14 protein-coding genes are annotated in these 13,265 nt (G+C 71.5%); 6 read left to right on the forward strand and 8 right to left on the reverse strand.

What is annotated here, in order from left to right:
- Nucleotides 1-12: 12 nt before the first annotated feature.
- The 4 genes from DN771_RS29820 to DN771_RS24660 all read right to left on the reverse strand — a co-directional run bounded on the left by DN771_RS29820 (nucleotide 13) and on the right by DN771_RS24660 (nucleotide 2,824).
- On the reverse strand, nucleotides 13-519 hold the full coding sequence (locus DN771_RS29820; RefSeq protein ID WP_162942378.1) for a PadR family transcriptional regulator: 507 nt from the start codon (nucleotides 517-519) through the stop codon (nucleotides 13-15).
- A gap of 292 nt (nucleotides 520-811) precedes the next feature.
- The gene (locus DN771_RS24650; protein ID WP_117000231.1) at nucleotides 812-1,612 is read right to left on the reverse strand and encodes an HAD family hydrolase; all 801 of its coding nucleotides are present in this window, start codon (nucleotides 1,610-1,612) and stop codon (nucleotides 812-814) included.
- Nucleotides 1,609-2,487: a 16S rRNA (cytidine(1402)-2'-O)-methyltransferase gene (rsmI, locus tag DN771_RS24655; protein WP_117000269.1), complete on the reverse strand. Its 879-nt coding sequence runs from the start codon at nucleotides 2,485-2,487 to the stop codon at nucleotides 1,609-1,611. Before rsmI ends, DN771_RS24650 begins: the two co-directional genes overlap by 4 nt.
- On the reverse strand, nucleotides 2,480-2,824 hold the full coding sequence (locus DN771_RS24660) for a DUF192 domain-containing protein (protein WP_117000232.1): 345 nt from the start codon (nucleotides 2,822-2,824) through the stop codon (nucleotides 2,480-2,482). The genes rsmI and DN771_RS24660 overlap by 8 nt, the downstream gene beginning before the upstream one ends.
- A 110-nt stretch (nucleotides 2,825-2,934) precedes the next feature.
- Between DN771_RS24660 and DN771_RS24665 the strand changes: the two genes are divergently transcribed.
- On the forward strand, nucleotides 2,935-5,223 hold the full coding sequence (locus tag DN771_RS24665) for a xanthine dehydrogenase family protein molybdopterin-binding subunit (RefSeq protein ID WP_227462470.1): 2,289 nt from the start codon (nucleotides 2,935-2,937) through the stop codon (nucleotides 5,221-5,223).
- Nucleotides 5,224-5,294: 71 nt separating this feature from the next.
- Here DN771_RS24665 and DN771_RS24670 read toward each other — a convergent pair whose 3' ends face one another.
- Nucleotides 5,295-5,951, reverse strand: coding sequence for an HAD hydrolase-like protein (locus DN771_RS24670; protein ID WP_117000234.1), 657 nt, complete (start codon nucleotides 5,949-5,951; stop codon nucleotides 5,295-5,297).
- An 8-nt stretch (nucleotides 5,952-5,959) separates the two neighbouring features.
- Entirely contained in the window at nucleotides 5,960-6,376 is a 417-nt protein-coding gene (locus DN771_RS24675; RefSeq protein WP_117000235.1) for a hypothetical protein, read from the reverse strand.
- An 87-nt stretch (nucleotides 6,377-6,463) separates the two neighbouring features.
- On the opposite strand from DN771_RS24675, the gene DN771_RS24680 reads away from it, so the two are divergent.
- Together DN771_RS24680 and otsB are read left to right on the forward strand one after the other, a co-directional pair.
- Nucleotides 6,464-7,936 carry an alpha,alpha-trehalose-phosphate synthase (UDP-forming) gene (locus DN771_RS24680; RefSeq protein ID WP_117000236.1) on the forward strand — a complete coding sequence of 491 codons (1,473 nt, stop codon included), beginning with the start codon at nucleotides 6,464-6,466 and terminating at the stop codon, nucleotides 7,934-7,936.
- A gap of 16 nt (nucleotides 7,937-7,952) precedes the next feature.
- Nucleotides 7,953-8,708 carry a trehalose-phosphatase gene (gene otsB, locus DN771_RS24685; RefSeq protein WP_117000237.1) on the forward strand — a complete coding sequence of 252 codons (756 nt, stop codon included), beginning with the start codon at nucleotides 7,953-7,955 and terminating at the stop codon, nucleotides 8,706-8,708.
- A gap of 71 nt (nucleotides 8,709-8,779) precedes the next feature.
- Here otsB and DN771_RS24690 read toward each other — a convergent pair whose 3' ends face one another.
- Entirely contained in the window at nucleotides 8,780-9,133 is a 354-nt protein-coding gene (locus DN771_RS24690; RefSeq protein WP_117000238.1) for an MmcQ/YjbR family DNA-binding protein, read from the reverse strand.
- An 83-nt stretch (nucleotides 9,134-9,216) separates the two neighbouring features.
- Here DN771_RS24690 and DN771_RS24695 point away from each other — a divergent pair, with 83 nt between their 5' ends.
- Nucleotides 9,217-9,417 carry a (2Fe-2S)-binding protein gene (locus DN771_RS24695; protein WP_117000239.1) on the forward strand — a complete coding sequence of 67 codons (201 nt, stop codon included), beginning with the start codon at nucleotides 9,217-9,219 and terminating at the stop codon, nucleotides 9,415-9,417.
- Here the strand turns inward: DN771_RS24695 and DN771_RS24700 are convergent.
- Nucleotides 9,406-11,238 (reverse strand): S9 family peptidase, encoded by a 1,833-nt coding sequence (locus DN771_RS24700; RefSeq protein ID WP_162942379.1) that lies wholly within the window; start codon nucleotides 11,236-11,238, stop codon nucleotides 9,406-9,408. The two genes, DN771_RS24695 and DN771_RS24700, sit on opposite strands and share 12 nt — an antisense overlap.
- A gap of 159 nt (nucleotides 11,239-11,397) precedes the next feature.
- Between DN771_RS24700 and glpX the strand changes: the two genes are divergently transcribed.
- Both glpX and DN771_RS24710 read left to right on the forward strand, forming a co-directional pair.
- Nucleotides 11,398-12,357 carry a class II fructose-bisphosphatase gene (gene glpX / locus DN771_RS24705; protein ID WP_117000241.1) on the forward strand — a complete coding sequence of 320 codons (960 nt, stop codon included), beginning with the start codon at nucleotides 11,398-11,400 and terminating at the stop codon, nucleotides 12,355-12,357.
- Nucleotides 12,358-12,362: 5 nt separating this feature from the next.
- Nucleotides 12,363-13,235, forward strand: a complete 873-nt coding sequence (locus DN771_RS24710; protein WP_205528758.1) for a pirin family protein — start codon at nucleotides 12,363-12,365, stop codon at nucleotides 13,233-13,235.
- Nucleotides 13,236-13,265 lie beyond the last annotated feature (30 nt).

A 13,265-nucleotide genomic window follows, 5' to 3' on the forward strand; every position in this document is an offset into this window, starting at 1 on the left:
GCGTCGTTCGGGCTAGCCCTCCGCGTCGGGCGCAGGGTCGGACGCAGCGCCCGGGTCGGCCGGGCCGGCCGTCACGGTGTCGTCGCCGAGGAGCCGGTAGATCTCCCTGCGGGCATTGTCGACGATGGCGATCGCCGCGGCGAGCTGGGCCGGGGTCCCGGCGGCGACGACCTGCTTGGCGGCCATGCCGAGCGTGCCGAAGGAGCGAAACAGCAGCCCCGGGTTGGCACCGCCGCCGAACCCGGCCGTGGCCCAGGGCTCGGCGCCGGCGTCGGCGATGCGGCGGGCGGCCTCCGCCCGACCGGCGTCGGTCACGGTGTAGACACGCTTGCCGTCGCGCTCGGCCGACGTGACGAGGCCCTCGTCCTCGAGCTGCTGGAGCGTCGGATAGACCGATCCGGCGCTCGGGCGCCAGACGCCACCGCTCTTCGCCTCGAGCCGGCTCATGATGTCGTAGCCGTGGCCCGGCTCCTCGCCGAGCACGGCGAGCACGGCGGTGCGGATGTCGCCGCGGCGCATCCGTCCGCGGCCTCCGCCGCGACGCCCGGGGCCGTGGCCCCAGCCGCCCCAGCCACCCTCCGGAGGCGGGCCACCGCGGTTGAAACGGGCGTCGGGGCCGGGACGTCGGTGTCCGTCTCGATGACCGTCTCGATGAACAAAGGGGAAGTGTTCTGCGTTGCGCATGTCGATGTCTCCAGATCGTTCGTTGCGACGACACGTCTCGTCGTGTCGCGATATGAACACGATATATCGTGATCGTTCGTAATGCAAGGCGCCGGGTGCGGCCCGACGGCGCATGCGATGCGACGGGTCAGCGCGACGCGGCGACGCGGGCGTAGCGAACGCCCCCGGCGAAGCTCGCTGCGGCGAGACCGGCGCCGGCGGCCCCCGACGCGACACGCCGGATCACCGACTTGGTGCGCTGGCTGAACTCCACCACCGGCCAGCCGTGTCTCGACGCGTGGCGCTCGAGTGCCGTGTCGGGGTTGACGGCCACGGGGTGGCCGACGGCCATGAGCATCGGCAGGTCGCTCGCCGAGTCGCTGTACGCGTAACACTGGGCGAGGTCGAGACCCTCCCACCGGGCGATCTCCTCGATCGCCTCCACCTTGCCGGGTCCGTAGCAGAAGGGGCCCTCGAGCTCGCCGGTGTACACGCCGTCGACGATGCGGCTGCGCGTGCCGATCCCGGCGGTCATCCCCAACGTGGTGGCGAGGGGCTCGACGATCTCGACCGGTGACGCCGAGACGATGTAGGTCGCCCGGCCGGCGTGACGGTGGAGGTCGAGGAGCCGGCGGGCTTCGGGGCGGATCTTGCCGAGCAGCTTGGGCAGCACCTCGGCGTTGAGGGCGACGAGGTCGTCCTGGCGCACGCCCTTGACCGCGCCGAGGATGCGATCGCGCACGCCGTCGGTGGTGCCGTCGCTGGCCCCCTTCAGCTTGAAGGCCACCGCGGACGCGGCGTCCTTGACGAACTGGCGGTTGCCGATCAGCCCGGCCGAGCGGGCGGTGGCGGCGACGACGAACACCGACGAACCGGCGATCAGGGTCCGGTCGAGGTCGAAGAAGGCCGCGCTCGGACCCGGCGCGATGATCGGCCGGTACTCGCTCACGCCCCGTTCTTACCTGCTGCCGGGGTGGAGATGCCGGCAGAACGGCGTGATCTCCGTCGCGCGACGGCGATGTCGTATGCCTCGCGCCGGCCGACGCCGAGCGCCGCCGACACGTCGGTGGCGGCCTCCTTGGTGGAGAGTCCTCGATCGAGCGCGCGGTCGACGGCGGCGGCAACGTCGGTCGGGGAGGCGGCCGCAGCAGCCGGGGCCCCGCCGAGCACCACGACGTACTCTCCCCGCGGTTCACCGAGGGTGATCGAACCGAGCGTGCCCCGCACGACGGTCTCGTAGAGCTTCGTCAGCTCACGGGCGACGGCGACCGGCCGATCGTCGCCACACACGGCGGCGAGATCGGCGATCGTGCGCTCGATCCGGTGTGGCGCTTCGTAGAGCACCACCGTGCGCTGCTCGGCGGCCACCTCGGCGAGTCGCTCCCTGCGGGCCGATCCGGAACGAGGCAGGAAGCCCTCCATGACGAATCGCGAGGTCGGCAGCCCGCTGATCACCAGCGCGGTCACGAAGGCCGCCGGGCCGGGCACCGCAGAGACCGCGAACCCGGCGTCGATCACGCCGTGCACGAGCCGCTCGCCCGGGTCGCTGATGCCGGGCGTCCCCGCGTCGGTGACGAGGGCGACATCGCCACCCGCCGCGAGGACGTCGATCACCTCCGCCAGTCGGGCCGTCTCGGTGTGCTCGTTGGCGACCGCGAGGCGCCGGGCGTGGACGCCGGCGTGCTGCAGCAACCGCCCCGTCCGCCTCGTGTCCTCGCAGCAGACCAGCTCGACCGCACCGAGCACCTCGATCGCCCGCGGCGGAAGGTCGCCGAGGTTCCCGATCGGCGTCGCGACGAGCACGAGCGAGCCGGCGTCAGGCATCGGCGGGGCCGTCGCGGAGCTCGACGACGTCACCGATCGACAGGCCCCACCGCTCGAAGGACCCGAGCCCGGTCTCGACGACCCACGTCGCCCGCTTCACCGGGGCGCCCAGTCGCCACCGCCGCATCCGCACGATCTTGATCACCACCCCGTCGGCGTCGACGAACGCGACGTCGATCGGGAATCGCATCCCGAACGTGTGCACCCACCGGCATCGCTCGATGACGAGCGCACCGTCGACACCGTCGCGACCGCGCAGGCCGCGTCGCCGCTCACTTCTGGAGGCGGCAACCTCGGCCGACGCCAACACGCGCGCTTCGCTCACCAACCAGGCCACGCCCGCACTCTGCCATACCGGCGCGACACCGGCCAGACGCCATGCCGCCGATCAGGTCCGGAGGACGCCCGCCATCTACAGTTCGTTTCTCCAGCATCGAAGGGGGCTTTGTGGCAGGCAGCGTTCTCGGCAATCGGGTCATCCGCAAGGAAGATCCGAAGTTCATCACCACCGGAGGGGTCTACGTCGGCGACCTCCACGACGTGCCCGAGCTGGACGGCGCGGCGTACGTCGCCTACGTGCGATCGTCGGTCGCCCACGGCATCGTCACGGCGATCGACGCCGACGAAGCCCGCTCGATGCCGGGGGTCATCGGCGTGTACACGGCGGCCGATCTCGGCCTGCAGCCCGACGCCGCCTCGTTCAACCCCGGCGTCGCCCGCCCGCTCCTCGCCAGTGAGCGGGTGCGGTTCGTCGGTGAGCCCGTCGCGGCCGTCGTCGCCGAAACGTTCGAGCAGGCCGCCGACGCCGTGTCGGCCGTCATCGTCGACTACGACGTGCTCGAGGCGTACGTGGACCCGGAGCAGGCGCTCACCGGGACGACGCTGCTCTACGAAGGGGCCGGCAGCAACGTCGTGATGGACACGACGGCGATGGGCATGCCCGACCTCAGTGGCGACGAGTACTTCGCCGACTGCGAGGTCGTCGTGGAGGGCCGGTTCGTCAACCAGCGCGTGGCGCCGTGCCCGCTGGAGACTCGCGCGGCCGCGGCGGCGTGGGTCGACGGACGCCTCGTGCAGTGGGTCTCCACCCAGCATGCCCAGGGGATCCGCGATCGCATCGCCGCGGTGAACGGCCTCGACGCCTCGGCGGTCAGAGTCATCACCCCCGATGTCGGCGGCGGCTTCGGCGCCAAGATCGGCGTCTATGCCGAGGAGGTCCTCCTCGGTGGGATCGCCACCGCCGCCGGGCGGCCGGTGCGCTGGACCGAGACCCGCAGCGAGTCGATGATGGCGCTCGGCCACGGCCGGGCCCAGATCCAGTACGTGAAGCTGGGGGGCCGCCGCGACGGTCGCGTCACGCACTATCAGCTGCGCGTCATCCAGGACTGCGGCGGCTTCATGGACATGGGGGCGATCCTCGCCCCGTTCATGACCCGCCCGATGGCGTCGGGCGTGTACGACATCGCCAACATCGAGTGCCGTACCACGTCGGTGCTCACCAACACGACGCCCACCGTCGCCTATCGCGGCGCCGGTCGGCCGGAGGCCACCGCCGCCATCGAGCGGGGCATGGATCTCTACGCCGCCGAGCTCGGCCTCGACCCGACCGAGGTGCGGCGCATCAACCTGATCGCCCCGTTCACCGAGCCCCACACCACTGTCATCGGGCAAACGTACGATGTCGGCGACTACGTCGGGGCCCTCGACCGGGCCCTCGCCGCCGTCGGCTACGACGAGCTGCGGGCCGACCAGCAACGACGCCGCGACGCCGGCGACCCGGTGCAACTCGGCATCGGCGTGAGCGTCTACGTCGAGATCACCGGTGGTGTGCCGCCGTTCGGCGACAACGCACGCATCGACATCGCCGACGACGGCACCGCCACGGTCTACACCGGCACGTCGCCGCACGGGCAGGGGCACGACACCGCCTTCTCGATGATCACGAGCGCCCGCACCGGCATCGACATCCACGACATCCGTCTCGTGTGGGGCGACACCGATCTGGTGCCCACCGGCGGTGGCACGATGGGGTCTCGCTCGCTGCAGCAGGGCGGCGCGGCGGTTGACAAGGCCGCCGGTGAACTCGTCGAAGCCGCCAAGGCCCTCGCCGCGACGGTGCTCGAGGCGGACGTCGCCGACATCGTGCTCGACGTCGACCGCGGGGCGTTCCACGTGGCCGGCACCCCCGCCGTCGCCACGTCGTGGGCCGAGCTCGCCGTGGCTGTGGCCGCCGACGGTGGTCGGCTCGGCGTCGACTCGCGGTTCGACGCCGTCTCGCCGACGTTCCCGTTCGGGGCCCACGTCGCGGTCGTCGAGGTGGACACCGACACCGGCCGGGTGCGGCACGTCCGCCACGTGGCCGTCGACGACGCCGGCACGATCATCAACCCGCTGCTGCTCGAGGGCCAGATCCACGGCGGCATCGCCCAGGGCACGGCCCAGGCGCTCCTCGAGGAGGTTCGCTTCGACGACGACGGCAACCCCGTCACGTCGAATCTGGCCGACTACGCGATGGTGTCGGCCGCCGAGCTCCCGAGCTTCGAGGTCGTCGAGATGGAGACGCCGACGCCGGTGAACCCGCTCGGAGCCAAGGGCGTCGGTGAATCGGGCACGATCGGATCGACGCCAGCGGTGCAGTCCGCGGTGGTCGACGCCGTGGCCCATCTCGGTGTGCGCCACATCGACATGCCGACCACCCCCGAACGGGTGTGGTCGGCCATCCGCGCCGTCTCCTGATACTCGCCGGACGGGCGGTAACAGATGGTGCCTGGCACCATCTGTTACCGCCGTCGTCGGAACGCTCTGGTTCAGCCGAGGATGGTGCGAACCACGTCGGCCGGTGTCGCCGCGTGGGCGAACGGCGCGGCGGCCACGTGCTCGTCGAGCGTGCCGTAGCCCCAGCCGACGGTGATGCTGTCGATGCCGTGCTCGCGCGCACCATCGACGTCGTGGTGGCGGTCGCCGACCATCACGACCGACGGCCCGGCATCGACCCCGAGAAGGTCGAGCGCCCGAGCGATGACGCCCGCCTTGTCGACGCGGCCGGTCTCGAGATCCGCGCCGGCGATGGCGTCGAAGTAGTCGACGAGGCGGAGGTGCTCGACGATGCGCAGGGCGTTGTGCTCGGGCTTGGAGGTGGCCACCGCCATCACGAGGCCCGCCGTTCGGAGGGCGTCGAGCATCTCGACGACTCCGTCGAAGACGGCCGTGTCGAACAGGCCCGTCACCCCGTAGGTGTCCCGATAGCGAGCGGTGACGGCCTCGAGCCGATCGAGCGGCACGCCGATCGCCGGGAGTCCGATGGCGAAGGGCGGGCCGATCGCCGTACGGAGGAGCTCGGCCGACGGGATCGGCAATCCTTCGGCGGCCATCGCCGCGACGAGTGACGACACGATGCCTGGCTCGGACGCGGACAGCGTGCCGTCGAGGTCGAACAGAGCCACCTTGCGGACCGGCGCGGTCATCAGGGTCGTCAGCTGACGAGATCGACGACGTCGACGACGGCGAGCACCACGAGGAGGACCAGCACCGAGCCACCGAGGCCGGCGTACCACCAGCGCTTGGGGTGCTCGGAGCGGAAGAACCGGCGCATGCTCATCACGATGCAGACCGCCGCCACCGCGTTGACGGCGAGGCCGACGGCCGGCCCGATGCCGCTGGCCAGACCGACGGCGGGCAGGACGAACGGGAAGACCAGGTACATCAGGACGCAGCGGACGGCGGCGACCATGATCGACGTCTGGAAGGCCTTGCGGGCGCCTTCGGCCGTCCCCCGCGGCCCGTCGAGCGGGAGGCGCAGGAGCCGCAACATGAACCGGTCGGCGTTGGATCGGGGGGAGAGCGACGGCGCCGCAGCGCTGTCGAGCGGAGTGTCGGCGACGACTGCCATACGTCGCCCCAGGCTATGGCATCGGCCCTCGGACCGCATAGTGGTGACCGATTCGGGATCGGACGCTGACCGCGCCATCCTGTAGGGATGAGTTCCGGTACTGATCCCGGTCTCGCCGGGCGACCCGCGACACAGCACCGGCGGCCGCTCGTCGTCGCAGCCAACCGTCTCCCGGTCATGCGCACCGCCGACGGATCGTGGGCCCCGAGCCCCGGTGGCCTCGTCCGCGCCCTGCTGCCGATGCTGCGCGACTCGGGCGGGATGTGGGCCGGCTGGACCGGGTCCGTCGACGATGCGCCCGAGCCGTTCAACCTCGACGGCGTCGATCTCCATCCCATCCCGCTGTCGCAGTCGGAGCACGACGACTACTACGAGGGCTTCTCCAACGACTCGCTGTGGCCGCTCTACCACGACGCGATGCGCGACCCGTCGTTCAAGGCCGAGCAGTGGGCGGCCTACGTCGCGGTCAACCAGCGCTTCGCCGAGACGCTCGTCGAGGTGGCCCCGCCGGACGCCGTGATCTGGGTCCACGACTACCACCTGCAGCTCGTGCCGAGCATGGTGCGACGCCTGCGACCCGATGCGCTCATCGGATTCTTCCTCCATGTGCCGTTCCCGCCGTGGGAGCTCTTCGCCCGTCTGCCGTGGCGGGACGAGATCATCGACGGACTGCTCGGCGCCGACCTGGTCGGCTTCCAACGGGCGATCGGGGCGAGCAACTTCGCGGCGATCGCCCAGCAGCTCAATGCCGACCTCGACGTCGAGGAAGCCGACGCCGACGGCTTCACCATCACCCGCGCCGTCGAGGGTGGCGACGACACGGATCGCGACGGCGGGCACATCACCACGGCGGGGGTCTTTCCGATCTCGATCGACGTGGACGAGTTCGACCTGCTCGCCGCCGAGCGCAACGTCCGGCGGGCCGCCGCCGCGCTGCGGACCAGTCTCGGCAACCCCGAGGTGATCCTGCTCGGGGTCGACCGGCTCGACTACACGAAGGGGATCGGACTGCGCATGCGGGCCTTCCGGTCGCTGCTCGAAGACGGCACGCTCGACGCCGATCGTTGCGTGATGATCCAGGTGGCCACGCCAACCCGAGAGGCCGTCGAGCACTACCGCGACGAGCGGCACGAGATCGAGCGTCTCGTCGGCGAGATCAACGGGCGCTACTCGCGGATCGGCCATCCGGTCCTGCACTACCTCTACCGGGGCCTACCGATCGAGCAGCTCGTCGCCCTGTACCTCGCCGCCGACGTGATGCTCGTCACCCCGCTACGCGACGGGATGAACCTCGTCGCCAAGGAGTACGTGGCCAGCCGCCGCGACGTCAACGGCGTGCTCGTGCTGTCCGAGTTCGCCGGGGCGGCCGACCAGCTGATCGACGCCGTGCTCGTCAACCCCCACGACGAGCAGGCGCTCCGCGACGCGATCGCCACCGCCGTCGAGATGCACCACCCGGAACGAACGGCACGGATGGCCAAACTGCGCTCGGCGGTGGCCCGCAGCGACGTGCGCGGCTGGGCGGAACGGTTCCTGCGCGAGTTGGAGGCCGCCCGATGAACGGCAGGGCGGACCGGTGACGCCCGAGTACGACGATCCGGTCGAGGTCGCCGAGGCGGTGATGGCGCTGCCCGCTCCCCCGCTCGTCGGCTTCGACGTCGACGGCGTCCTCGCCCCGATCGTCGCCCACGCTGCCGACGCCGCCCTGCTTCCCGGGGTGCTCGCCCGCCTGATCCAACTCGCCAAGCACGTCCCGGTGGCCGTCGTCTCCGGCCGGGCGGTCGCCGACCTCGCCCGGTTCGGTTTCCCGGCATCGATCATGGTGGCGGGCAGTCACGGCGCCGAGCGGCGCGGCCTCCCGCTGGTCCCCCTCACCCCCGTGGAGTCGACGCGGCTGTCGAGGTTGCGGTCACTGGCCGCCACCGCAGCCGACGAGGCCGGCCCCGGCGCCTGGGTGGAGCACAAGCCGACGGGCGTCGTGCTGCACATCCGCGAAAGCAATCCCGAGCGGGGCCAGGCCGCCGCCGATCGCCTCGTCGGGGTCGGCCGCCTCGTGGCAGGGGCCCAGGTGAAGCAGGGGCACGGTGTGGTCGAGTTGGTGGCCCGCCCGGCGAGCAAGGCGACGGCGATCCGCGCGATGTGGGACGAGTCGGGCGCGGCGTCGGTCTCCTACGTGGGCGACGACGTCACCGACGAGGACGTGTTCCGCTCGCTCACCCCCGTCGACCTGGGCATCCGCGTCGGCCCCGGCTCCACTGCAGCCACCCGCCGACTCGCCGACCCGACCGCTGTGACGGAATACCTTCGCGCCCTCGTCGACCGTCTCGGCTGAGTGCAAGCGGCGGGGCCGTCTCGACCGACCCCGTCGGCGGACGACGCCGGCCGGGACCTCGGCCCCCGCCGTCAGGCCGGGCGGTCCCGCTTGGGCAGCTTGGCGACCACCGCGTCGTAGGACGCGTCGATGGCTTCTTCGATCTCGTCGTCGGGGATCGCCCCACCGATGCGCAGCGTGTTCCAGCCGGAACGCCCGATGTAGGCCGACGCGGATGCGTCGTCCGGGTAGCGCACGAGCCATTCGTCGGCCTCGTCCCGGTTGGCACCGGCCTTCACCCCGACCGACCGCCCGTCACCGATGAAGGCGAAGATCTTGCCCCGACCGGCCGGACCGACTTTGGCCACGACGTCGCCGTCCCAGGGCTCGTCCTCCCAGGCCCCGGGTTTCGCCAGACAGTAGGCCAGGAGTCTCTTCGGCCTCATCGTTCCAGCGTAGGCACCGGCATGGCACACCAAATCCGCTCGGGTTGCGTCATGACTCTGGTTAGGAGTACCTTACGTAACCGATGGCGTTGGTGTGCCTGTGCTACGGAGTCAACGAGCGACGGATCGTGCGAGAGATCGACCAGGGCGCGCGCTCGATCGCCGACATCACCGAGCGCTGCCGCGCCGGCGGATGCTGCATGAGCTGCCACGACACGATCGACGAACTGATCGTCGAGCGGTCGAGCTGCCCGCTCCCCGGCGTCCGCGTCTCACTCGCCTGACGAGCGGTCGTCCTCCGGCGGCACGAGACGGTCGAGAAAGGCCTCCACGAGCCGGTACTCGATCTGCTTCGACTCGGGGCGGCGGAACCCGTGCCCCTCGGCGTCGATGAGGTGCAACTCGATGCGGCCGCCGGTCTGTCTGATGCGCCGGGCCAGCGCGCAGCTCTGGTCGACCGGCACGACGGGGTCGTCCGTGCCGTGGAGGACCAGCAACGGCGACGCGATCCGATCGGCGTACGACTGCGGCGACCGGTCCCAGTAGCGCTGCCGATCGGCGGCCGTGTCGTCGGGCCCCACCAGCGAGAGCTGATAGTGGGCCTCGAACCGGTGGCTGTGCTCGTTCAGATCGTGGATGTCGCTCACCGGGTAGAGAGCGACGCCGCCGGCGACCAGCCCGGCGTGCCGGCCGAGCACGCCGAGCACGGTGAGACCGCCGCTCGACCCGCCCATCACCACGGTTCGCGGCGGCGTCGATCGCCCGTCGGCATGCGCGTGCTCGAGCATCGTCGCCGTGTCCTCGACGTCGAGTACTCCCCACCCGCCACGGAGCGCCTGTTGATAGCGGCGGCCATGCCCGGTGGAGCCTCGCGGATCGACGAGCAGCACATCCCAGCCGCGCGAACACCAGAACGCCACCCCGGGATTGAACGAGACGTCCCACTGCGCCGTCGGTCCGCCGTGGATCCACACGAGCAGACGACCACAGGGAGACGGCGAGGCGTACCGTCGAGCGTGGAGGACGGTCCCGTCGCCGTCCGGCACCTCGACCAAGTCGGGCTCGACCAACACCCACTCGTGGTCGGTCCAGCCGTCCGCCGGCCCGCGCGAGATCCGGCGACGGGACCAGTCGCCGCTGTCGGACTCCTCGTACACCACGATCTCGGTGGGGGTGCGGGCCCCGGACCGGAGGGCCGCCACGCGCCGCCCCGCCCAGGACAGCTGACCATGCACCGCCCGTCCGAGCGTGATCAGCTCACCGGTCGCCACGTCGGCGACGACGAGGCGACCGAAGCCCGCCTCGTTCCGGGTGAAGGCGATGCGCCGGCCGTCGGGGGACGCGGCCCACGTGCGCTGGCCGGGGCCCCACGTCGGTCCGGCGTGCTCGAACGGCTCGGCGACGATCGGACGGTCGCCGACCGACACGTTGAGCCAGCCGTCGACATCGGAGACAGCGACCGGCGCGCCGTCCGGCAGGAAACCGGGCTGCTGGATCGCGGCACCGTCGAGCCGCTCCACGGAGAGCGCACCCTCGATGCCGACCGGATGCGAGTAGCGCGCCGCGGCGTCCCAGGCCATGTCGGGCACGGACCACCCCTGAAACGTGACCGAGGCGCCGTCCGGAGCGAACACGGGATCGAAGGCAAAGTCGGGTCCGGCCGCCGCCGTCACGACGACGGGATCGCCGCCATCGAGCGAGGCGACGACGATGTCGCGCTGGTCGACCATGAACGCGACGCGGCGACCATCGGGGGACACCGCCGGCGCCTGCGCGCCCGTTCCGCACCAGACCGACTCGGGGTCGCCGCCCGACGTCGAGACGCGCCAGATCGATCCGTCACTGCCGGCGAACACGAGACCCGAGGCATCAGGCAACCACGCGAAGGCCCCGCCGCCCATCCCCCGCCCCGCGGCAGGCGCGGGATCGGTGACGATCCGCGAACCGGACGATCCGTCGTCGTCGAGGTCGACGACGACGAACCGGGACCCGGCGGCGTCGCTCTCGACGTAGGCGAGCCATCGTCCCGAGCTGTCGAGGCGCGGCTCCGTGAGCTGCCGCCCACCGGTCACGAGGTCGACGGGAACCGGTCGCGGCGAAGACACCCGGTCGAACGTAGCGCCGGTGGCGGACGCCGAGCAGCCGGTCGAGGGCCGGTCCCCCATTCGGCCACGGCGCGCCCGTTGCCTAGTCTGGATCCCGTGCCTGACGAGACGACCCCCGCCAGCAGCGGCCCCTCCATTCCCCCCGACCGCAACCTGGCCATGGAGTTGGTGCGGGTCACCGAGGCCGCAGCCCTGGCCGCAGCCCGATGGATCGGCCGGGGCGACAAGAACGGCGCCGACGGGGCGGCGGTCACCGCGATGCGCACCGTGCTGTCGACCGTGACGATGGATGGCGTCGTCGTGATCGGCGAGGGCGAGAAGGACGACGCGCCGATGTTGTTCAACGGCGAGCGCGTCGGCGACGGGACCCCTCCACTGGTCGACGTCGCCGTCGACCCCATCGACGGGACCCGCCTCACCGCCGAGGGCCGGACCAATGCGCTGTCGGTCATCGCCGTGAGCGAACGCGGATCGATGTTCGACCCCGGCCCGTCGTTCTACATGCGCAAGATCGCCGTCGGTCCCAGCGCCGTGGGCGCCATCGACATCACGGCCACCCCGACGCAGAACCTGCGCTGGATCGCCAAGGCCAAGGGTGAGGACGTCCGCGACCTCACGGCCGTGATCCTCGACCGGCCGCGGCACGCCGAGCTCATCGAGGAGGTCCGAGCGTCCGGGGCGCGGATCCGGCTCATCCGCGACGGCGATGTCTACGGTGCGTTGGCCACCACGTGGCCGCAGGCGGGCGTCGACGTGTTGTTCGGCATCGGCGGGACGCCCGAGGGCGTCGTCGCCGCCGCCGCGCTCAAGTGCATGGGCGGCGAGATCCAGGGTCAGCTGTGGCCGGAGGACGACGACGAGCGGGCCCAGCTCGCCGAGATCGGGCTGAGTGCCGACACGGTCTTGACCACCGACGACCTCGTGAAGGGTGACAACTGTTTCTTCGCCGCCACCGGCATCACCGACGGGCCGCTGCTCGGCGGCGTGCGCGTCGAGTCTCGGGTCGTGCGGACGCAGAGCATCGTGATGCGGTCACGATCGGGAACGGTTCGCGTCGTCGACGCCACGCATCACATCGAGAAGATGAACACCCTCCTCGACTCGAACACGTCGACGTGATCGAGGTGTCGGCCAGCCACGCGGCCGACGTCGCCGGCATGCCGGTCCGGCGGGCGCTGCCGCGCGCCGGTCGGCGAACCGTCGGTGCGTGGTGCTTCGTCGACCACATGGGGCCCGTCACGACCACTGCGGGAGCCGGACTCGACGTGTCACCGCACCCCCACATCGGGCTGCAGACGGTCACCTGGCTGTTCGAGGGGGAAGCGCTGCACCGTGACAGCCTCGGCACCGAGCAACCGATCCGGCCTGGCCAGCTCAACTTGATGACCGCCGGGCGAGGCATCGTCCACTCGGAGGAAGGGCTCGGGCGGAACGGCGGAACCGTGCACGGCGTCCAGCTCTGGGTGGCGCAGCCGGAGCGCACGCGCCATGGTGACGCGGCGTTCGAGCATCGCGCCGAACTCCCCCGGTTCGACTCGGCGACGATCAGCGGCACGGTCCTCGTCGGCGAGTTCGCGGGCGTGTCGTCGCCGGCGCGGCGGGACACCGACCACGTCGGTGTCGACCTTCGGCTCCGCGCCGGGCGGGGCGTCGTCGAGCTCGACCCGTCGTTCGAGTACGCCCTGGTGATGTTCGACGGCGCGGTCGGCGTGGCCGACCACGAGGCACAGATGACGCCCGGTCACCTCGCCTTCCTCGGGGCGGGTCGCGCCGAGCTGGCGCTCGACGCCCCCGGTGACGCTCACGGTCTGCTGCTGGGTGGTCTCCCGTTCGAGTCGGCGATCTCGATGTGGTGGAACTTCGTCGCCCGGTCCCATGCCGAACTCGAGGACGCCAACCGCGACTGGCGCAGCGGCAGCGATCGGTTCGTCGACCCGGCCTCGCCCTTCCCGCGCGTCTCCTCGCCCGACACGCCCTGGTCGTCACCGCCCCGCTGACCGGGGACGCGGGATGCCGGTCTCGACGGT

The organism is Desertimonas flava (assembly GCF_003426815.1).
In the GTDB taxonomy this organism is placed as follows: Bacteria; Actinomycetota; Acidimicrobiia; order Acidimicrobiales; family Ilumatobacteraceae; genus Desertimonas; species Desertimonas flava.

What these genes read in the sequence shown, in the direction of transcription:
- DN771_RS29820 (WP_162942378.1), bottom strand. Translation starts at nt 519, where the DNA reads ATGCGCCGCGGCGACATCCGCACCGCCGTGCTCGCCGTGCTCGGCGAG.
- rsmI (WP_117000269.1), bottom strand. Translation starts at nt 2,487, where the DNA reads ATGCCTGACGCCGGCTCGCTCGTGCTCGTCGCGACGCCGATCGGGAAC.
- DN771_RS24670 (WP_117000234.1), bottom strand. Translation starts at nt 5,951, where the DNA reads ATGACCGCGCCGGTCCGCAAGGTGGCTCTGTTCGACCTCGACGGCACG.
- DN771_RS24675 (WP_117000235.1), bottom strand. Translation starts at nt 6,376, where the DNA reads ATGGCAGTCGTCGCCGACACTCCGCTCGACAGCGCTGCGGCGCCGTCG.
- DN771_RS24680 (WP_117000236.1), top strand. Translation starts at nt 6,464, where the DNA reads ATGAGTTCCGGTACTGATCCCGGTCTCGCCGGGCGACCCGCGACACAG.
- DN771_RS24690 (WP_117000238.1), bottom strand. Translation starts at nt 9,133, where the DNA reads ATGAGGCCGAAGAGACTCCTGGCCTACTGTCTGGCGAAACCCGGGGCC.
- DN771_RS24695 (WP_117000239.1), top strand. Translation starts at nt 9,217, where the DNA reads ATGGCGTTGGTGTGCCTGTGCTACGGAGTCAACGAGCGACGGATCGTG.
- glpX (WP_117000241.1), top strand. Translation starts at nt 11,398, where the DNA reads ATGGAGTTGGTGCGGGTCACCGAGGCCGCAGCCCTGGCCGCAGCCCGA.